The organism is Puniceicoccus vermicola, assembly GCF_014230055.1.
Classification (GTDB): domain Bacteria; phylum Verrucomicrobiota; class Verrucomicrobiia; order Opitutales; family Puniceicoccaceae; genus Puniceicoccus; species Puniceicoccus vermicola.
On record NZ_JACHVA010000053.1, the window covers coordinates 162,841 to 181,833 of the forward strand.

Consider the following 18,993-nt stretch of genomic DNA (forward strand, 5'->3'; position numbering starts at 1 on the left):
GGACCCGGCCCGTGGATTGATGTGAGCCGTGGAGAAATGTCGAAATTGTTCGATGGATTGGCACGTCCATTGCTTTCACTTATTCAATCAATCGTGCAGGATTGAGTATCAGGGAATCATTCCCCTTAATTGGGGCCCGGTGTTTAGGGGTTTTCACCGGGCCCTTTTTTTTGAAAAAATTCCGGACCCGGTTGACTGTATTCCTTTGCATGCGACGCAAGAATTAGGAACATTCTTGGTTGTGGTAGGGTTTATTGCAGGTCTCTTCGTAGGTGCCGTTTGCGCCTGGGTGGTGGTGCAGTATTTCCGCCAAAATATGCGCCTCATGAATGAGGAGAAGCAAAGGTTGGAGCAGGAGAGAACTCTGGTGCTGGAGTTTATGCACAATCTGGTGGAGGGAGTTGGTGAGGATTCTCCGCGGGTCGATCTCTATCGAAGGATCGTGCACGCCGCTATTTTGGGAACTGGAGCGGTGAGTGGCGCTTTGTTTGTTCCGGATGAACGCAAGAAGTTGCACAGCGTTGCGATTGAAGGGGTTTTCCCTCCTCAGAGGCCTCTGCCTCCAGGGACTGAAGAGAAGCTGGCGACTCGGGCGGAGTTTATCCGCAAGACCTTGGAGTCCGAAGAAATTGCTTTTGGCGAAGGGGTGATCGGGCAGGTGGCCTCCGAAGGGAAGGAGATCGTGGTGAATCAACCGGACTCCGACGATCGAGTCGCTCATCACCGTGACCCCGTGTTGCGGATTCGCGCTTTGTTGGCGGTGCCGATGTATTTTCGAAAACGGTTTTTGGGAGTGGTTGCGGTCGCGAATCCGTCGGACGGGATGGGATTCACCGATACTGACGTCTCGATGGTTTCATCTCTGGCCGAACAGGCCGCGCTCGCGATTCACAATGCCGACCAAGTCCACCTGCAAATGGAGCGGCAGAGGTTGGATCTGGATCTTTCCCTGGCGGCCAACATTCAGGGCATGCTTTTGCCGAATAAGTTGCCGGAGGTGAAGCGGCTGGAGTTGGCTGCGATGTATCAAACCGCCCAACAGGTGGGGGGCGATATGTATAATGTCATTGAGTTGCCTCTCGGGAAAATCGGCGTTGCGATCGCCGATGTCTCTGGCAAAGGGATTGCGGCTTCGTTGCTAATGGCGATTTGCCAGACCGCCTTGGAGCATTTGGCCCGGGATGGGAAGGGTCCGGCCCAGGTTCTGTCTGGGATGAACGAAGAAATCATCGATGAGATCCGGGCCGACATGTTCGTGACCATGATCTATGCGGTGATTGATCCGGTGGAGCAGACGGTCCAATTGGCCCGCGCTGGACATGAATTGCCGGTTCTTCTTTCCGTTCCGAGTGGCAATAGCGCGCTTACATGCCGGACCATCTCCTCGGAGGGAATGGCTCTGGGTATGGTCCCCAGCGACATATTTGATGCCGTGATCGAGGAGGTGACGGTTCCCTTTCATCCGGGGGATGTGTTGGCTCTTTACACCGATGGGATTACGGAGCGAATCAACGAAGATGGCGTTGAGTATGCGACGAGTCGTCTAATGGACGTGGTCCGCCATGAGCATCGCAAAGGAGCGGAGGCGATTCAGAGCGCTCTGCTGGCCTCGGTCGAATCGTTTGCCGGAGCCGCCGCTCCCGCAGATGATATGACCCTGATGATTTTGAAAGGGCGGGAGCCAGTGGAAAACTCCAAGAGCTCTGCATAGGAGATACCAGGGTCTTTCGGTGAGTGATTTGACCCGACTAAGCTTGATTCTCGTGGGAAAAGAAGAGAACACGAATTGACCACAGAGCGATTCTCTTAAGAATCCAGCTATGTCCTCTTCCGAAACGATTGCATTTGATCCGGAGTCTGTCCCCGATTCGTTGGGCCATTTCGGAGAGTTTGGGGGCAGCTATGTTCCCGAAACTCTAGTCACTCCTCTGGCCGAGCTTTCGGCGGCTTACGCCGAAGCGTCGGCGGATCCCGAATTCCAAGCAGAACTGCAGCGGGAGTTGCGTGAATTTGCCGGCCGCCCGACCCCGCTCTATTTTGCGAAGCGCTTGACCGAGTATTTGGGTGGGGCGCAGATCTATTTGAAGCGTGAAGATCTCCTGCATACTGGGGCTCACAAAGTTAACAATGTCGTCGGTCAGCTTCTTCTCGCAAAGCGCATGGGCAAGACCCGGATCATCGCCGAAACGGGTGCCGGTCAGCACGGGGTGGCTACAGCAGCAGGCTGCGCCCGCTTCGGTTTGCAGTGCGTGATTTATATGGGCGAGGAAGATATGCGGCGCCAAGCGCTGAATGTCTACCGCATGCGTTTGCACGGGGCGGAGGTCCGCGGGGTGACTGCTGGGCAGAGAACTTTGAAGGATGCGGTCAATGAGGCCATGCGGGACTGGGTCGCCGATTCGCGAAACACGCACTACGTTTTGGGGTCAGCCCTCGGGGCACACCCATATCCGATGATGGTTCGGGACTTTCACCGGGTGATCGGGCGCGAAGCTCGACAGCAGATTCTGGAAAGGACCGGGCGGCTTCCCGATGAGCTCGCTGCCTGTGTTGGAGGGGGGAGCAATGCGATCGGTTTCTTCTTCGAGTTTCTCCGTGATGCAGAAGTTCGTTTGGTTGGTGTCGAGGCGGGAGGTCGTCGGATCCATCCGGGCGACCACGCGGCCCGCTTTTCCGGGGGGCGGCTCGGCGTCCTGCAAGGATCGAAAACCTGGCTTTTGCAGAACGAAGATGGACAGATCGAGAAAACTCATTCGGTTTCGGCCGGGCTGGATTATGCTGCGGTGGGTCCAGAGCATGCCTATTATCGGTCTCTGGGACGAATTGATTTCGCGAGCGCCAGCGATGATGAGTGCCTCAGCGCTTTCCAGCTGTTGAGCCACCGGGAGGGAATTATCCCCGCTCTCGAGTCTTCGCATGGGCTGGCCTATGGAGTTCGACGCGCGCCGGAGATGAGCAAGGACCAGATCCTTTGCATCAATTTGAGCGGGCGAGGGGACAAGGATGTGCAGGAGGCGGCAAGAGTCCTCGAGGCAGGTCGAGAGAGTTCTACCAGTGAGTGATTTGGATCGAGAACGGGGAGGAGGACGCTTCTCGCTAAAGGCGCGGGAGGGGGATTTCCTTTTCGGGCTGGCTTGGCGGGAGAAGATTAAGCAGCCCGGCAAGAAACCGTTGGTCCAGATCCATTTTTACTGGAAGCGGATCTTCGTCTTTTTGTGTGTTCTTGGAATCGTGGCCTGGTTTGTCGGAGGAGCCGCTTTATATTTTTATTTTAAGGAGCGGCGCGGCTATGAGGAGATCTCTTATTGGAAGACACTCGTCTTGCCCTTTCGGTTGGATCAGCACCGGAAGGATATGGGAGAGTTCTTCATTGAAAGAGGGATGGAGGAGATCCAATCGGGCGAATTTCGCCGAGGATTCCATCACTTGAGAAACGGTCTTGCCCGTTCCCCTACCAACGCGGAGGCGCGCCTTCTCTTGGCGAGGATTTTTCATTCGCCCGGATTCGGAGACAGTTCTTTGGCGATCCAGGCGCTTACCGAGGGGCTAAAATATTCTAAGGAAGATCCGTCGGTCTTCGGATCTGAGTATTTGGGAACGTTGTTTTATCTTCTCTCTGAGGAAGAACTGGACGAGCGAAGGATCGAGTTGGCCGACGAGTTGATGGATCAAGTGGATGACCCTCAGGTGAAGGCACTCTTGAATCTGCAAGCTTCTCACGCCGAAGCAGAAGTGGGCGAGTTCCAAGCAGCCCTGGAACGATTGACCAATACCCGTCTTATCGCCTCTCCGCAGGGATACATGCTTTTAGCCAATAGCCTCTGGCGCACGGGGAATCTGCGACGAGCCGTCTTAACCTACGAACGGGGGATGGAGAATTTTCCGCAGGATCGCCGACTGGCCGATGGTTTCTTCAGTTTGCTCGAAGAAGAAGAGATGTGGGAGGAGTTACTGAGCGCCGCAAGCTACCGCCAGTTGATTCAGCCGGATTATATCAAGGCGTGGACATCGCGCTTGAGTGCGCTGGAGGGTTTGGGGCGGTCTGAAGAGGTGATTCCTGCCGTGAGTGTGATCTGGAATCGATTCCCGATGAGCGAAACCGGATTTGAGTTGCTCCGCTTTGCCGTGGAAAATAAGCGCAAGGACGTGGCGGAACTCACGATGGCCGGATTGAAGGAACAGGGAATCTTTGAGCAGCCTCATATGGCGCTGATGGGCCTGGCTCTCTTGCGGGGAGGCGATCCGCAAGGCACGTTGGATTTTCTCGATGAAATGGCAGAAGAGGGGACTCCCATGGAAACGACTCGTGCAGCAGGCCTTCGAGCTATGGCGCATAGGATGATGGGAAATGAGGAGGCTGCTTTGACGCAATTCCAACAGTTTCTCGATGGCGAGAATCTCCCCCCCAGCGCCTATGCGACGCTCTCGGATTTTTACGCGGAAGAAGGTTTCGAGGATTCCGCCTATCGCATTCTTCTTTCTGGAGCCGAACGGTATCCGACGAGTCGAGAAATCCTCCAAAGATTGATCCTCGAGCACGAAAAAGATTTTGTGACCGGAAGAGATTTTATCGAACATGCTCAAGCCCTAGTTCAAGGAAGGGTGCCATCGGCGGATGTCCTGACTGAGCTTCGAGCAGAGTTGGTGAGCGACCGTTACTTGTTTTTTCCTGAACAGGAGGAATTGGTCACTCGAATCGACGATATCATCGCGCAGGGCAATGCACTCCGAGCAGGCCCGGCGGTGACGACATCTGTAGGCGGTTCCCTGAACCTCTCCAATCCAAGCCTGAGCCGAGAATTCATGAAAATAAAATGACTGATAAGAAGACATTCTACTTTGCCGGCGATCTCTTCGATTCCAAGCACTTGGCGGGGAACGCCCTTCTTGCCGAGGCCATCTATGCGGCCTCGGATGAATCCCTGGTGCCGATCTTACCGCAGAATCTCGAACAGCGCGAGACCACCGCTCACAGTATTCGCGACAATGATATTCTTTGCCTGCTCGACTGCGATCTGGCCCTGTTTCACTTTGACGGGTCGGAGCTCGATTCGGGAACGGTCGTGGAGTTCATGTTTGCCAAGTTTGCCGACATCCCTTCGGTCGTGATCCGGTCCGATTTCCGGGCGAAAGGAGACCAGGAAATGCATCCCTGGAATCTGATGGTCAGTTATTATCCACGAACCGAGGTCCTCTTGCTGGATTCGATGAGTCTTTACCAAAATGCTTATCGACCCGAAGAAGACGAAGGACCGGAAGAATTTTTGAAAACCGGAATGAGCGCCCGCCGGGCGAGAGGCATGCTGGAGGAAATCGCCAGCCGGGTCGTCGAGGCTTTCGGGATTGTGAGCGAACGGAAGCCGGTCCTTCCTCCAGAGCAGGCTGAAACAGTTTATGATTGGATCGCGCGTATGCCCGGATTCGTCGGGGGGCACTCGGTCCAGAAAGATCGCGTTGCCGAAGCGCTGCGGCGAAAAGTGGAGAAGAATCTATTGTGAGAGGGGTAACCTGTATCGACCATCCTTTGGTGGGCGACCTTCTGGGGCGCTTGAGGGATCAATCTACCGGGAAGGCCGAGTATCGAGATCTCTGCGACCGCATCTCGCTCGCTCTGGCTCTGCGGGCTCTGCATTATTTGCCCGCGGAGGGTCGGGAAATTCAGACCCCACTCGAATCGACGGAGGTCTCCCGCATCGAAGCTCCAGTCGTGGTCGTGCCCATTCTCCGAGCGGGCTTGGGGATGCTCTCGTCATTTCTTCAGCTTTATCCCGATGCCAGTGTCGGCTACATTGGTCTCGAGCGGGATGAGTCGACAGCCCAGGCGAGTGAGTATTACTGCAAGATGCCGGATATGGAAGGAGCTTGGACTTTCTTGATCGACCCGATGCTCGCTACTGGCGGATCGGCCTGTTGTGCCATTGAGGCTCTCCGGGGGCGCGGCGCTGCCCGCTGTGTTTTGGTCTCGATTTTGTCAGCCCCGGAGGGAATCCAAGCCGTGCAGGATGCTCATCCGGACGTGGAGATCGTCACGGCTGGAATCGATCGGGAGCTCGACGGCAATAAGTACATTCGGCCGGGATTGGGAGATTTCGGCGATCGTCTCTTCGGTACCTGATTGTTCAGGCCGAGGGGTCGGTTCGGTTGGCGTTTTTACCGTTTTGAGGGATCGACGTTCGGACTCTGTCGTCCCGGATTTTGGTTCGAGGCCCGAGGTTCCGCTTGCCAATTAAGCCTCTTTTTGAGGGGATCAGCGGGTTTTATGGAACAGACTACCCCTTCTTCAGGAAATCTTCTTAAGGCGATTGGCCCCGGTCTCCTTGTCGCTTGCGCCGCCATCGGTGGTTCTCATCTGGTTTGGTCGACGCGGGCGGGTGCGGAATACGGCTGGCAGCTTTTGGGGCTCCTCTTTCTCGCAAACCTTTTCAAGTATCCGTTCTTCCTTTACGGGCAAAAGTACACGGCTGCTACCGGAGAATCCCTTCTCGCGGGTTACGAGCGGAAGAGCATCTTCTGTGTCTACGCCTTCTTGGGAATCAACGTTCTCACGGGTGTGATTAACATTGCCGGGGTGTCGATGCTCAGTGCTGCATTGTTGGCAGGCTTCGGGGTCACCTTTCTCACCATTCCGCATTTAACGATCGTTATTATGATCGTCGGTGCTCTCCTCATTCTCTTGGGGCATTACCGGGTTCTCGACAGCATCGCCCGGTTGGTCATCGTCACCCTAACCATCTCTACTCTCGTGGCCTTGATTTTGGCTTTGAGGGAAGGAGGAGTCGCCCCGCCCGATTTTGAAGCGCCGTCACCGTGGACCTGGGCTTCGTTTGGGTTCTTGATTATGTTCATGGGATGGATGCCGGCGCCCATCGACCTTTCCGCCTGGTCGTCGCTCTGGATGTTTTCTCGCGAAAAGCAAACCGGTCACTTTGCCAGTGTCCGGGAGACTCAAATTGATTTCCATCTGGGGTACGGCATGGCGGTGGGGATGGCCGTCATCTTCTTGGCGCTCGGCGCTTTGGTCATGTTCGGCTCCGGGGAGACGTTTTCGTCGAGCGGGATCGTATTTTCCCAGCAGCTGGTGGAGCTCTATTCGAAGAACATTGGAGATTGGTCTTACTATCTCATTCTTTCGGCGGCCTTTATCACGATGCTGAGCACCTCCATCACCTGTGTGGATGGCTACCCTCGGGCTCTGGCGGCTTGCACTTCGCTGATCGTTCCTTCGCTCTTCCCGAAGTTTCGGCTACTGCACGGCATCTGGATTGTTGTCTCCGTTGCCGCAGCATCGGTCATCATTCTTCAGTTTGTCAGCAACCTCCTGCAGCTGCTGGGGTTCGCCGCGATTATTTCCTTTGTCACCTCTCCGGTTTTGGCCGGTATCAACTTCTGGGTGATGTCAGGAGAAAACGTTCCCGAAGAGCATCGTCCCGGCCCTGTGTTGAAGGCCTTGAGCTGGCTGGGGATCGCGTTCTTCGTCGTGATGACTGTTGGGTTCGTCTACTCGAAGTTTATCGCCTAGGAGTGGACTCGAAGGGACCTGGATCGCCTTAGCCGGCGATGCCGTACATAAGTCCAAGAGCAAGGCTTCCCACAAAGAGGATTCCGCGCCAGAGGAGTTCGCCGAATGGAGTAAGAAGCAAAAGGCCGATCAATATAAAAAATCCATATTGAGAAAAGCGGATGAAGGCCATCTCACTCATTCCGATCAGATGGCGCAGGACATGTGAACCATCTAGGGGCGGAATGGGAATCAGGTTGAATACCATCAAGAGTGCGTTGATGAGGATGATCTGTCCGGCCAGGGGGGCGATAGTTTCGAGCCCGGTGAAGCGACCGACGATGCCAAAAACGACCGCTACCAACAGGGCGATGGCCAAGTTCGAGGCCGGTCCTGCCATAGAGACGAGAATGTCGTCTCGGACGGGCTTGCGGAAGTTGCGGGGATTGACCGGAACAGGTTTGGCCCAAGCAAAGAAGGCTGAGCCTCCGGAAAATAGAAGGAAAAAGAGTGGAAGAATAATCGTTCCGATCGGATCAATGTGAGGAATCGGATTCAAGGTCACGCGCCCCATTGACCGGGCGGTGGGATCGCCCAACTTTTCTGCAGTCCAAGCGTGGGCCCACTCGTGGACCGAGGCGCTGGCCATCAGAATGAGAAGGGTCTCAAGGACATAGACTATGTTGATATCCGACATGGTGGGGGAGGCTACGTTTCAATATCGAACCTGACCAGCGGAAAGTCCGATCGGCCCATCGGATCTCTCCTCATAGAACATAGATTTGACGGATTCGGAGCGCTCGTTTGATTGGGCGGCCGAGGCTTGTGAGGCTACTCGACGTTTGCTGCCTGCTCGCGGAGCTTTTCCAGCTCTTGCTTGGCCTCGATCACTACCGCCGAAAGTTCGGAGAGGCTAGCCTTCGATCCGACAGTATTGAATTCCCGGTGGAGTTCCTGGAGAAGAAACTCGATCTTACGCCCGATCGGTTCATCAGCATCCAGGGCTTCATTGAGGGCAGTGAGATGGCTGTCAATCCGGGCGGTTTCCTCGCTGATGTCGCTGCGGTCGGCGAGAAATGCGAGTTCTTTCGCAACCCTTTCGTCGGACAGGTCGAGATCCAGATCCATCTGGCGGAGACGAGACAGAAGGGCGTCGCGATGATGAATCGTCCGGCCTTCGTCCAAATCTGTAATCTTTTGCAGCGCTTCGCGGAGAAGTCCTGCCCGCAGGGCAAACTCTTCTCGTAGCCTTTTGCCTTCTTCGGCCCGCATAGCAAGGAGGCCTTGGCCTGCTTCTTCCAATGCCGAGAAGACCGTGTCTTTCACCGGTTCCCACTCGGGGGCGGAGCTCTCCCGGTCACTGTCCGATAAGATGCGGTAGAGGACGTCGGGAGTGATGGGCTCCTCGACCTGATGGCGAAACATGGCCTTGCGTAGCAATTTTACCCGTTTATCGACCTCTTCCCAGTTCGCGCCTTCGGTTCCGTCCTCGCTTGCACGGGAAAACCGGAGGCTGACGTTGAATTTTCCGCGAGTCACGCGTTCGCGGAGCCAGTTACTGATCTCGGTGTCGAGACCTCCCCACTCGCGAGGAGCGTGAACTTGGACCTGAAGGCCCCGTTGATTGACGGAGTGGAGCTCCGCTTCTACGTGAAATGTGTCCGTGCCCGCGTTCCCGGACCCGTACCCCGTCATGCTATTCATCGCGATTCCTTACCAATCCCCACGTTCCCCCGATTCGAGGGAGAGGGCGAAATGGCGAATGAGTTCGACGCAAGCTTCTACATCGTCGAGATCGACGACTTCACTGGGCGTGTGCATGTAGCGAAGGGGGATGCCGATAAGTCCGGTAGCAACGCCTTCGCGGGCCATTTGCACTGCACGGGCGTCAGTCGGAGTCGGTCCACCTTCCGCTTTGATCTGGATCGGGATGTTGGCTTTTTCGGCACAGGCCTCAAGGCGGTCGAAAACGATGGGATTGATGTTTGCACCCCGGTAGACGATCGGTCCACCGCCGAGGGTGAATTTGCCAATTTTGCGAGGGTCGCAATCCGGATGATCCGTGGCGTGGCCGACATCGACGGCGAGGCCGAAGTGCGGGTTTACGGCAAAGGATGAAGGAATGGCCCCACGGGTGCCGATCTCTTCTTGCGTAGTCGAGACCGCGACGACCTTGGATTGAAGGCCTTCGCCGTTAGAAGCCAACCGACGAACCACTTCATTGACCACGTAGCAGCCCGATTTGTTGTCGAAGCCTCGGGCGATTCCGACGGATCCATAGAGGGATTCATACCCGTGGGTATAGACGACCGGGTCGCCCAAAGAAATGCGTTCGAGCGCTTCTTCCTTCGAAGAAGCTCCGATGTCGATCCACATTTCGTGGATTTCTGGGATCTTTTTGCGGTCCTCCGCGCTCATCAGGTGGATTGCTCGCTTACCGGTGACCCCGGAGACATCTCCGCCTTTAGACATGATGCGGACTCGCCGACCGGGAATCATAATCCGGTCGTGGCCCCCTACGGTGCCGAAGTAGACGAAGCCATTGTCATCAACGTAGTTTACGATGAAACCAAGCTCGTCCATATGGCCGGCGAGCATGAGAACCGGATCGTTCCCCTCGCCGACTGTGGCCATCCGATTGCCCAAGGTGTCCTTCGCATAGACGTCGGAGATGGGCTCCATTGTCCGGTCGAGGACGGCTTGGATCTCCTGTTCGTATCCAGAAGGAGAGCGGGCGTTGAGTAGATCCCGGAGAAACTCCGGCGGCTGAGATTCGGTTTTTTGAGTCACTTTTCCTCTTGGGACATGGTTTTCTTATAAAACTCATGTAACACCTGCATTCTCTTCTTTTCCAGATTTTCTTCTTGGATTTCTTCGGCGGTGCGCTGGCGCTCACGGCCCATCATATTGCGACGCATTTTGCTGATGGCAATATTCTGGAGCTGACGGACGCGCTCACGAGTGATGTCGAATTTTTCGCCGACCTCCTCCAAGGTGAGAGGGCCTTCGTTTCCGACGCCGAACCGCAATTTGATGATTTGCGCTTCACGTTCCTCCAGATCGTCCAAAATCTCGTCCAAATCGATTCGTTGGGATTTGGTCCGCAGGGTGTCAAATGGGTTGATGGCGTTCTCGTCTCCGATCAATTGGCCAAAACTGGTGTTCTCGTCGTCGCCGATGGGAGCGTCGAGAGAGGTTGGGCGAACGCTCACGGACTTCAGGTGCGCTACCTTGTTGACGGGGATCCCCATCTCGGCAGCGATCTCATCATCGTTGGGCTCACGTCCGAATTCGTCTGCGAGCGCAGAAGTGATCTTTCGCATCTTAGCGATCCGGTCGACGAGGTGGACGGGAAGCCGGATGGTCTTGCTCTGGTTTGCCAAGGCGCGCTTGATCGACTGTTTGATCCACCAGGCGGCATAGGTGCTGAGCTTGCCTCCCTTGTCCGGATCGAAGCGCTCGACGGCCTTGACCAAGCCGATGTTCCCTTCGCTGATCAAATCGAGCAACGGGAGTCCAAAATTATTGTAGTCGTGGGCAATTTTAACGACTAGGCGAAGATTGGCCTGCACCATCTTATTGCGGGCCTCTTCATCGCCTTTTTGAATCTTACGGGCCAGCGCGACTTCTTCCTCGGGTTTGAGGAGAGGGGTGCGGCCGATCTCTTGAAGATAGAGCTTGAGTGCACTCTTTTCCGACGAAGGAAGATTGCGAATGTCCTCGGGCTGGTCGTCGTAGGTTTCTACGGACCTCCGAACCTGGAATTCTTTCTCAGGCTTTTTGGGGCCCTCGCTCTTGTCGCGAGAGGAGCGTTTTTTCGGAGGAGGCATGGAAATCGGATCAGCGGGAAACGTGTGGATCGGTCGTCGTAGCTGCGTTCTCATCCTCCACTATCTCCGATATTGCCACAGCTTTCAACAGCCCGCGTGCTTTATTTATCGTTTCGTCGAACTCATTGGAGGGAATTGAATCGGCGACGAGGCCCGCTCCGGACTGGACCAGAACCTTCCCCTCGCGGATCATTGCCGAGCGAATCGCGATACAGGAATCGTAATTACCGTCATAAGAAAAGTAGCCGAGAGCCCCAGAATAGGGGCCTCGTGTGGTTTTTTCCTTTTCGGCGATAATCTGCATCGCTCTGACCTTGGGGGCCCCGCTAACGGTGCCTGCCGGGAAAGTCGCTCGTAGCAAATCGAAGGCATTTTGGTCCTCAGAAAGTTCACCTTCGACCTGAGAAACAATGTGCATGACGTGCGAGTAGCGCTCGATCGCCATAAAATCCGGGACGTGAACACTTCCCGGGGAGCAAACGCGACCAATATCGTTGCGGGCCAAATCAACCAGCATGAGGTGCTCAGCGCGTTCTTTGGGATCAGCGAGGAGATCCTCCTCCATGCGGAGATCTTCGGCAGCGCTCTTGCCACGGGGGCGGGTTCCAGCAATCGGGCGGATTTCAACCTTTTTGCCAGTTAAGCGCACATGCACTTCCGGGGAGGCCCCCACGAGGGCGAAATCTCCAGTCTCAAGGATGAACATGTAAGGGGATGGATTGATCGTTCGCAGCGTCCGATAAAGATCGATCGGAGCATGTTGGTATTCTTTCTCAAAGCGTTGGGAAAGAACCACCTGAACGACATCACCGCTGTGAACATATTCGCGACATTCAGTAACGGCTTTCTCAAAGTCCTCCTTTTTGAAATTGCCGTGAGGGATCTCAAAGCTGGGTTCAGAAGGGACCGAGCGGAGACTCGCCGGTGTCGGTTCTGCCAGCATTTTCGCCAAATTGGCCAGTTCAGCCAAGGCGCGATCATATGCGGCATCCGCATCCTCCTCCTCGTCAATGGAAACTGTGGCGCAGAGAAGCAGCTTTTGATGGGCGCGGTCGAAAATGACCAGCGAATCGATCATCGCATAATAAATGAGCGGGCAATCGAGTTGGTCCTCTTCGGCTCGGGGGACTGTCGGTTCGATGCGATGAATATACTCGTAGGACAGAAATCCGACGGCTCCGCCCACAAAGGGAGGAAAACCTTCAATCTCAACCGGTTGGAATCGCTGGATCTCTTCTTCAACGAGTTTGAGTGGATCTTGAGGCGTGGGGATTTCCTGCGTTTTGCCGCCTCTCTCATGAATGAGGGTAGTCTTCTCACGAGCTTCGAAAACCTTTCGCGGATTGCATCCCAAAAAGCTGAAGCGACTCGCATTCTCTCCGCCCTCAACCGATTCAAAAAGGAAGGCGGGTCGCGAAGCAGCAAGCTTCGCGTAGGCGGAGACGGGAGTTTCGAGATCGGCGAAAAAATCAGCGAGCACCGGAATCAGGTTTCCCTGTTTGGCGAGCTTACGAAATTCCTCACGGGTGGGTCGCGGAATGAACATGCGGAGAGACGGTGAAAAAGTCTTGGAAAATGAAACATTAACACCTGCCGATAACACGGCTCGGAGGCAAGGCGGAAGGTTCTGCCGGTAAAGCCTTTGAGCAATCTCTCGTGAGAAGGAAAACTCTTCTATTCAAAGAGCTTTTTGTGCAACCCGGTCCCGACCGAAAGCCCCTTCCAGTCACTCCCCCGCAATGGGTGAGGCCTTCGCGCCCGCTTCCCATCGGGTTCATTCTCGAGGAACTTGTTCACAAAGTCCTCCGACCCAAGCACCATCCCGTCCGAAAAATAACGAACCCGGCACCGCAAAACCACTGAAAGAGGCAACTTCCCTTTCTCCTCCCGCAAAACCCGCACCGCTTCTTCGTGGGAAATAGACGCTTTCCCCTCTTTCTCACCATCGCCAGCCCCATACAAAGTCTGCCGATACCCCGCCAGATCCTTATCGACAACCGAAAGCCCGGCTCGAGCCAAGCGTCCTCCCCCAAGAGCCTCCGCATATCCGCAAAAGCGGTAATCCTTAGGATCCGAAACCAGCCCGGCCCGAACCGCATTCAGGTCAATATAGGCCGCTACCGTCCGTAGCGCCCAACGATCCCCTTCGACCAAAACACTCTTAAAACGAGCCGACCAAAGCGGCCCAAACCGATCTCGTGACCGGTTAAACCAAAGCGTAAAACGAAGCTTCAAAGTCCGCATAAACTCCGAAACATCATGCATCCGACGAGTCAGCTCCTTGCGCAACTCCCTCCCATCAAGAAAGTTATCCTTCAAATGCCCCTCCAAAACCTCCGCAGGCATTGGATTCCAGGGAGTAGGCTTAGGATACAACTTCCGATACCGACGAACCAACTCCACATCCGAAACCTCCGTCCCTGCCGGTGGTACCTCCACCAAAATATGGAAATGGTTCTTCATCACCGCATAAGTAACCACCCGAACCCCAGAAAACTCAGCAACCTGCCAGATCATCTTTCGCAAAACCTCCCTCTCCCGATCCCCGAAGAAAGCCTCTCCATTCACTGTCCGGCTCATCAGATGATGATAAGACAATCGATCCGATTATTTGTGTCTACGCTTGCCCATGTTGCTCAATATAGGGCATCAACAATTTTGGTCAAACAAAAATAGAACAGTTATATAAAACTAGTAGCTATTTAAGAAATAGGAGTGATCAGGAATCAGAATCGTAGGGTTCGAATAGAACAGCGGTGGTGTTGTCGCGGCCGCAGACCTGTACGGCTTTGTTGACTAGGGTTTCGGCTAGCTTGGGATCGTTGAAGTCGGCTTTTTGCAAATATTCGGCTAGGCCGCGGTCCCAGTGGCCGCCGATTAGGCCGTCGGAACAGATTAGGAATCGGTCGCCAGGTTCGTAGCCGATGGCGCCGATTTGGGGTTCGATGTTGCTTACGCCTCCGCCGAGGACTTGTTGTAGTTGGTTTCCTGTAGGGTGGGTCCGTTCTTCACGTTCGTTGATTTTTCCGGCTCTCCGGAGCCATCCGGCGTGGGTGTGGTCTTCGGTGACTTGGCGCATTTCTCCTTTTGCAGGGAGGTAGTAGATGCGGGAGTCTCCAATATGGCCGAAATAGACCCAGCCGGGCGTCACCCAGCAGAGGCTGAGGGTGGCTCCCATGCCACGGCAGTCTTCATACATGATACCGAGCCAGGTGATCTCAGAGTGAATCTGGTCGAAGAGTTCGGGGATGAGGTCTTGGAAGCCGCGATTGAAGCCTTTTGCCGAGCTGAGGAAGGACTTTGGGAAAAGGCGGGTGATTCGGTCGACGGCGATGCGACTGGCGAACTCTCCGGCTTTGGCTCCTCCCATTCCATCGCTAACGGCGAAAATGAAATCTTGCTCCTCAAGGGAGGCTTGTCCGGTTTTGCCCAAGTAGCGGACTTCTTGGGATGAGACGGTTAGGGCGAGGAACGCATCCTCGTTGTTTTTTCGGAATTTGCCGGTGTGGGTGCAGCCCCCCCAGCGAATTGAGGTTGCGGGAATTTCTTCGCTCATTTGTGTCGTTTCCGTGGGGCTGGGGGCCGGCGGCGGATGTAGGGGTTGTCGACATCGTGTTCCGGATCTGCCTTGCGTTGAGTCTTGTCGGCGCCGCGATGGGCGTTCAGGTCTACTGGCGGGGGCTCGCCGTCGTAGTCCTCAAGAATAGTGGCGAATTCAAAGTCGATGACGCAAAACCGTCCGTCGCTACGGCGGTAAGTAAGGTTTCGCTTTTCGGCGTCATCGTGGCGGACGCCGTAGGACTTGAGATCGGCGAAGATTTGCTCCTGTTTCTCTTGGCTGATGCGGTCCACTCTGGCCCCGCAGTTGGTCGTGACGAGAAGGAGTTTCTTGTCGTCGGTTTCGATCACCTTGGGAACAAAATTACATTCTTTGTCTTCTAGATACCTAAGGACGCGGCATTCGTTCTGGTATCGCTCCTTGGCGTCTTCCCCGAGGAAGGTCTTGTAAACCTTGCCGTCAAAGGTGAGGTGAACAATCGATCGTTGGGTGTGTTTCGCTTCCTCCATGACTTTCCGTTCTTAGGCTAGGTTGAGGACCGGGGGATCTTCAATCCCGGAGTTGTGGCTCGCGGGCTTATGGTGACAGAAGAAGACTCTTTAGAGGCGGACCCAGCGGGTAAGAATTGAGTCAATGGCTCCTGTCGCACTCCACTGGGCGAGGATCTGGTTGACCTGACTCAGGAGTTGTTGGTTCTCCAGGTTAACTCCCCAGCACATGAGGTCTCGACTGAGGACTGGAGGGGCTACGGTGACCCCTTTACTTTGATACAGTCCAGCCATCCAATACGCTGTGGGGGCATCGTGGATAAACAGTTCGATCTCTTCGTTCATGAGTGCTTCGGTGCCTTTTTCAGCCGAGGAGTAGGTTTTGAGGGAGGCTTTGGGAAAGCTTGATTCTACTAAAAAGGCTCCGGTTGTCGCTTTCTCGGCGCCGACTTTGGCTTTGGTGGTTACAATGAATCCGGCCATGGGGTATTTTGAGGCATTCTTCAGCAGGACGAGGGCTTTTTGGCCGCTCTGCACATAGGGGGCGGTAAATGAGATGATCGCCTCTCGCTCCCGATTGTAATTCATCCCGGACATGATGATGTCGATCTTGCTTTTGCGGAGGGAGGGGATCAGGTCGCTCCATTTCATTTTAACAAACCGAACCTTCATTCCGAGTTCGTTGGCGAGGGCAACTGCGAAGTCGATCTCCAAGCCGACCAGTTTTCCGTCCTGTTCAAAGACAAAGGGGGGCATGTTTGCGGCGACGCCGACCCGCAATACTTCTGCATCGGATTTCTGATTCGACGAGGAGCCTGTCGAACCGGGATTCGGAGCGGTTTGGCAGCCTCCGAGAAGCAGGGCAAAGCAGGTAATGAAGATGCTGGTAAAGGAGCGCATAAGCCGATCAGAAATGGTGGAGAACATGGGAGAGTCCGGAGCCGTTAAATCCATAGGCTTTTCCCATGGGGTCAAGGGAAATGCAGGCGTCGCCGTGGGGGCAGCGGCATCTCCGGGCGATTTATTGAGACGGTTGTTGTTGGATTGGTAAGGCTTGAAGATGATCGTCTGCCCATTGGTTTCGAAGAATCGTGAGTTGTGCAAATTGTTGCTCAATCATTGCTCTGAGGATTGGATCCCGGCTTAGTTGGGGGCGCACTGTTTCGGGTGCGTCTCGCAGGCCGCGCAGACCTTGACTGATCTCCGTAGGAGAGCTCTTGCGGAGGGGAAGACGATGCCACTTGTCTTTGCCCAAAGGGGTGGGGGCGGCGAACCGTTTTAAACCATTTTGGCATCTTTTTATGGGGCGCGGGCTGGTTTCGAAAATGGGCGGCAGTTGGACCGGGTTGTAGCTGAGGTCCATGGATTTGCACCAATCCCACCATTTAAATTCGTTGATTTGGCTGAACATGTGGACCGGGATCCACGGGATTCGGAGAGAGTCAGCGACGATTACGCCATGCATGGCTTCAGACAGTAGGAGCTCGCACTGGCTGATTTCGTGAAGAACTCTCTCGACCGATCCCTCCGGGTTGATGAAATGGAGGCCGTGTCTGGGGCAGTGAGTTGCCCAGTCCACGGCATGGATACTCCGATGATGGGGCATCCAGCCGATCGTGTTGCGGGTCTTCGGCGGTTCAGGAACGAAGTCTCGAATCAGGAGTCCGGGGTCGGAGAACACCATTTCTGATGGAAGGCCGAGCTCTTTCGCGGTCAAAGGGCCTCGAACTCCATAGATTTTCCAAGAGGAATCCATTCGGAGGTTTTCGTCTCCAGCCCACCCGGATCCGAATATATACTTCTTGGGAGTAGTCGGTAGCTTGTGGTTGAGGATTGTCCCTATGCCGAGAAAGAGGCTTTCGACTTCTTCTGAAAGCAACTCGGGGGCAAGTTGAGACCAGAGCCATGGGTTAAGCTCATCTCCAAAATTTTGGTTCCTGCAGTAGTGAAGCATCCGAGCGAGTTGATCTCTGCTTTGTAGCGGGAGGGGTGAGTCGATTCCAAGAATATTCGAAGATAGTCGAAACTGGGCATGACAGAAACCTGACATTCTTCTGACGGAGCCCTGACGACATTCTCCGCGTGATTGGGCACAATGGAGGAGTAAATCACGAGGCCGCCCGAGAACGGCGGTCGATATAACAAAAGGAAATCTCATGAAACTTATCCAAAAATATTTATGCAGAGCGTCAGTCCTCGTTGGGTTGCTCGGCTCTATTTCATTTCTCACTGCCGGTTCACCCCAAGAGCCGATCCGGGTCGACGCCCGTTTAGACCGTCCGGTAGTCTACGCCAATCAGAGTGGGAAGGTGGTTGTCCAAATCGAGTTGCAGCCCGAGAAGATCGCTTCTTCCCAAGAGAGGGCTCCGGTCAACTTAGGCTTGGTTCTGGACCGGTCGGGTTCGATGCGAGGAGAAAAGATGCGGCAGGCGATTGAGGCGGCACGACTTGCGGTGTCTCAGCTGGGGCCTCAAGACATCATCTCGGTGGTGATCTACGACAATGAGATCGATACCATCGCACCCGCAGGAAAGGCGGCGCGGGAGTATCGGGAGAGCATTCGAAGGGAGCTTTCATTAGTCACTCCCCGAGGCAATACGGCGATCTATGGAGGCCTAACTCAGGCAGCGGCCGAACTGCGAAAGTTCGGCAAGGAAGGATATGTGAATCGGTTGATCCTCCTCTCTGATGGACTCGCGAACGAGGGTCCTAGTGCTCCTTCTGATTTTGGGCGTCTGGCCCGGGCTTTTGCGAATGAAGACTTCATTGTGAGCACCATCGGGCTGGGGCTCGACTTCAACGAGGACATCATGACGACGCTCGCTGCCGCTGGGCAGGGGAATACCTATTTCGTCGAAACCGCCCGGGATCTGCCCCGCATTTTTGAGCGGGAACTCGGAGACGTATTGAGCGTGGCTGCGACTGATATCGAAATCACCATTCGCAGTCGTGAGGGCATCAAGGTTCTACGGGGAATTGGGCGCGAGGCCGAGGTGGAAGGCGGTCGAGTCGCCCGGGTTCGCATGCCTCAGGTCTATGGCGGATTGGACAAACTGGCTCTTGTCGAGCTCGAGGTTCCCGCGGGGGAAGCGGGTGAGCGCCGAGAGTTGATTGATGTCGAGGTCTCCTACCGTCCGGCAAGTGGCGGCGAAATGCGGCGGCAGCAACTGGTTGTGCCGGTGACTTATTCGGCGGCTCAGGAAGAGGTGGCAAAAGCGGTCCAAGAAGAGGTCGTGGTCAACGTAGCCGAGAACCGGATTGCAGAATCCAAGGTGCAAGCAATTGCCTATGCCGATGCGGGTGACCTCCAGAGTGCCGGAGGGATCCTGCGCGCCGCTGCCGAAGATTTGCATCGAGATTACGACGGGTATGCGGTGGACGATGAGGTTTCTTCGGTGAGCGCAACCACGGAGACTGAGGCCGACGAAATTGAGAGTTCAGGACTCTCGAATCGCAAGCGTAAGGAGTATCGCTCTGACAGTTATCAAACCGTGAACCAACAGTAAGCCGGAGAAATCGGCCGTTGCAGCCGGAATCAGCTGCCCTTGGGTTCGGTGCCCGAGGGCGGCTCGTTCTCTCCTTGGGAGGAAGTATTCTTTTTCCGTTCTTGCGATTCTG

The 18,993-nt window shown here is 55.1% G+C and carries 17 protein-coding genes; 7 read left to right on the top strand and 10 right to left on the bottom strand.

Going from position 1 to position 18,993, the window contains the following annotated elements; translation table 11 throughout:
• Positions 1–241 precede the first annotated feature (241 nt).
• The 6 genes from H5P30_RS06800 to H5P30_RS06825 all read left to right on the top strand — a co-directional run bounded on the left by H5P30_RS06800 (position 242) and on the right by H5P30_RS06825 (position 7,519).
• Positions 242–1,711, top strand: a complete 1,470-nt coding sequence (locus tag H5P30_RS06800) for a SpoIIE family protein phosphatase (protein WP_185692194.1) — start codon at positions 242–244, stop codon at positions 1,709–1,711.
• Between the two features lie 109 nt (positions 1,712–1,820).
• Entirely contained in the window at positions 1,821–3,062 is a 1,242-nt protein-coding gene (gene trpB, locus H5P30_RS06805) for a tryptophan synthase subunit beta (RefSeq protein WP_185692195.1), read from the top strand.
• Positions 3,055–4,818, top strand: coding sequence for a tetratricopeptide repeat protein (locus H5P30_RS06810; RefSeq protein ID WP_185692196.1), 1,764 nt, complete (start codon positions 3,055–3,057; stop codon positions 4,816–4,818). The genes trpB and H5P30_RS06810 overlap by 8 nt, the downstream gene beginning before the upstream one ends.
• A complete protein-coding gene (locus H5P30_RS06815; RefSeq protein WP_185692197.1) occupies positions 4,815–5,498 on the top strand; it encodes a nucleoside 2-deoxyribosyltransferase in 684 nt (227 codons plus the stop codon). Before H5P30_RS06810 ends, H5P30_RS06815 begins: the two co-directional genes overlap by 4 nt.
• Positions 5,495–6,115 (top strand): uracil phosphoribosyltransferase, encoded by a 621-nt coding sequence (gene upp / locus H5P30_RS06820; protein WP_185692198.1) that lies wholly within the window; start codon positions 5,495–5,497, stop codon positions 6,113–6,115. The genes H5P30_RS06815 and upp overlap by 4 nt, the downstream gene beginning before the upstream one ends.
• Positions 6,116–6,259: 144 nt before the next feature.
• The gene (locus tag H5P30_RS06825) at positions 6,260–7,519 is read left to right on the top strand and encodes an NRAMP family divalent metal transporter (RefSeq protein ID WP_185692199.1); all 1,260 of its coding nucleotides are present in this window, start codon (positions 6,260–6,262) and stop codon (positions 7,517–7,519) included.
• Positions 7,520–7,547: 28 nt separating this feature from the next.
• On the opposite strand, the gene H5P30_RS06830 is transcribed toward H5P30_RS06825, so the two are convergent.
• The 10 genes from H5P30_RS06830 to H5P30_RS22815 all read right to left on the bottom strand — a co-directional run bounded on the left by H5P30_RS06830 (position 7,548) and on the right by H5P30_RS22815 (position 17,533).
• Positions 7,548–8,195, bottom strand: a complete 648-nt coding sequence (locus H5P30_RS06830) for a site-2 protease family protein (RefSeq protein WP_185692200.1) — start codon at positions 8,193–8,195, stop codon at positions 7,548–7,550.
• Between the two features lie 134 nt (positions 8,196–8,329).
• Positions 8,330–9,202, bottom strand: a complete 873-nt coding sequence (locus H5P30_RS06835) for a YicC/YloC family endoribonuclease (RefSeq protein ID WP_185692201.1) — start codon at positions 9,200–9,202, stop codon at positions 8,330–8,332.
• A 9-nt stretch (positions 9,203–9,211) separates the two neighbouring features.
• Positions 9,212–10,288, bottom strand: coding sequence for a M20/M25/M40 family metallo-hydrolase (locus H5P30_RS06840; protein ID WP_343075434.1), 1,077 nt, complete (start codon positions 10,286–10,288; stop codon positions 9,212–9,214).
• On the bottom strand, positions 10,285–11,328 hold the full coding sequence (locus tag H5P30_RS06845) for a sigma-70 family RNA polymerase sigma factor (RefSeq protein ID WP_185692202.1): 1,044 nt from the start codon (positions 11,326–11,328) through the stop codon (positions 10,285–10,287). Before H5P30_RS06845 ends, H5P30_RS06840 begins: the two co-directional genes overlap by 4 nt.
• Before the next feature lie 10 nt (positions 11,329–11,338).
• Complete coding sequence (gene trpE / locus H5P30_RS06850) at positions 11,339–12,874, bottom strand: anthranilate synthase component I (RefSeq protein WP_185692203.1); 1,536 nt, start codon at positions 12,872–12,874, stop codon at positions 11,339–11,341.
• A gap of 128 nt (positions 12,875–13,002) precedes the next feature.
• Positions 13,003–13,908, bottom strand: a complete 906-nt coding sequence (locus tag H5P30_RS06855) for a transposase (protein WP_185692204.1) — start codon at positions 13,906–13,908, stop codon at positions 13,003–13,005.
• A gap of 139 nt (positions 13,909–14,047) precedes the next feature.
• Complete coding sequence (locus tag H5P30_RS06860) at positions 14,048–14,884, bottom strand: PP2C family protein-serine/threonine phosphatase (protein WP_185692205.1); 837 nt, start codon at positions 14,882–14,884, stop codon at positions 14,048–14,050.
• A complete protein-coding gene (locus tag H5P30_RS06865; RefSeq protein ID WP_221774302.1) occupies positions 14,881–15,396 on the bottom strand; it encodes a protein kinase family protein in 516 nt (171 codons plus the stop codon). Before H5P30_RS06865 ends, H5P30_RS06860 begins: the two co-directional genes overlap by 4 nt.
• 90 nt (positions 15,397–15,486) lie before the next feature.
• Entirely contained in the window at positions 15,487–16,302 is an 816-nt protein-coding gene (locus H5P30_RS06870; protein ID WP_185692206.1) for a substrate-binding periplasmic protein, read from the bottom strand.
• A 94-nt stretch (positions 16,303–16,396) separates the two neighbouring features.
• Positions 16,397–17,533 carry a polysaccharide pyruvyl transferase family protein gene (locus H5P30_RS22815; protein WP_484573308.1) on the bottom strand — a complete coding sequence of 379 codons (1,137 nt, stop codon included), beginning with the start codon at positions 17,531–17,533 and terminating at the stop codon, positions 16,397–16,399.
• On the opposite strand from H5P30_RS22815, the gene H5P30_RS06880 reads away from it, so the two are divergent.
• Positions 17,532–18,881 (top strand): vWA domain-containing protein, encoded by a 1,350-nt coding sequence (locus tag H5P30_RS06880; RefSeq protein WP_185692208.1) that lies wholly within the window; start codon positions 17,532–17,534, stop codon positions 18,879–18,881. The genes H5P30_RS22815 and H5P30_RS06880 overlap by 2 nt on opposite strands.
• Positions 18,882–18,993: the final 112 nt, after the last annotated feature.

Coding starts and splice junctions, on each gene's coding strand:
- trpB (WP_185692195.1), top strand. CDS start 1,821: ATGTCCTCTTCCGAAACGATTGCATTTGATCCGGAGTCTGTCCCCGAT.
- H5P30_RS06815 (WP_185692197.1), top strand. CDS start 4,815: ATGACTGATAAGAAGACATTCTACTTTGCCGGCGATCTCTTCGATTCC.
- H5P30_RS06825 (WP_185692199.1), top strand. CDS start 6,260: ATGGAACAGACTACCCCTTCTTCAGGAAATCTTCTTAAGGCGATTGGC.
- H5P30_RS06830 (WP_185692200.1), bottom strand. CDS start 8,195: ATGTCGGATATCAACATAGTCTATGTCCTTGAGACCCTTCTCATTCTG.
- H5P30_RS06835 (WP_185692201.1), bottom strand. CDS start 9,202: ATGAATAGCATGACGGGGTACGGGTCCGGGAACGCGGGCACGGACACA.
- H5P30_RS06845 (WP_185692202.1), bottom strand. CDS start 11,328: ATGCCTCCTCCGAAAAAACGCTCCTCTCGCGACAAGAGCGAGGGCCCC.
- trpE (WP_185692203.1), bottom strand. CDS start 12,874: ATGTTCATTCCGCGACCCACCCGTGAGGAATTTCGTAAGCTCGCCAAA.
- H5P30_RS06855 (WP_185692204.1), bottom strand. CDS start 13,908: ATGAGCCGGACAGTGAATGGAGAGGCTTTCTTCGGGGATCGGGAGAGG.
- H5P30_RS06860 (WP_185692205.1), bottom strand. CDS start 14,884: ATGAGCGAAGAAATTCCCGCAACCTCAATTCGCTGGGGGGGCTGCACC.
- H5P30_RS06865 (WP_221774302.1), bottom strand. CDS start 15,396: ATGGAGGAAGCGAAACACACCCAACGATCGATTGTTCACCTCACCTTT.
- H5P30_RS06870 (WP_185692206.1), bottom strand. CDS start 16,302: ATGTTCTCCACCATTTCTGATCGGCTTATGCGCTCCTTTACCAGCATC.
- H5P30_RS06880 (WP_185692208.1), top strand. CDS start 17,532: ATGAAACTTATCCAAAAATATTTATGCAGAGCGTCAGTCCTCGTTGGG.
- H5P30_RS22815 (WP_484573308.1), bottom strand. CDS start 17,533: ATGAGATTTCCTTTTGTTATATCGACCGCCGTTCTCGGGCGGCCTCGT.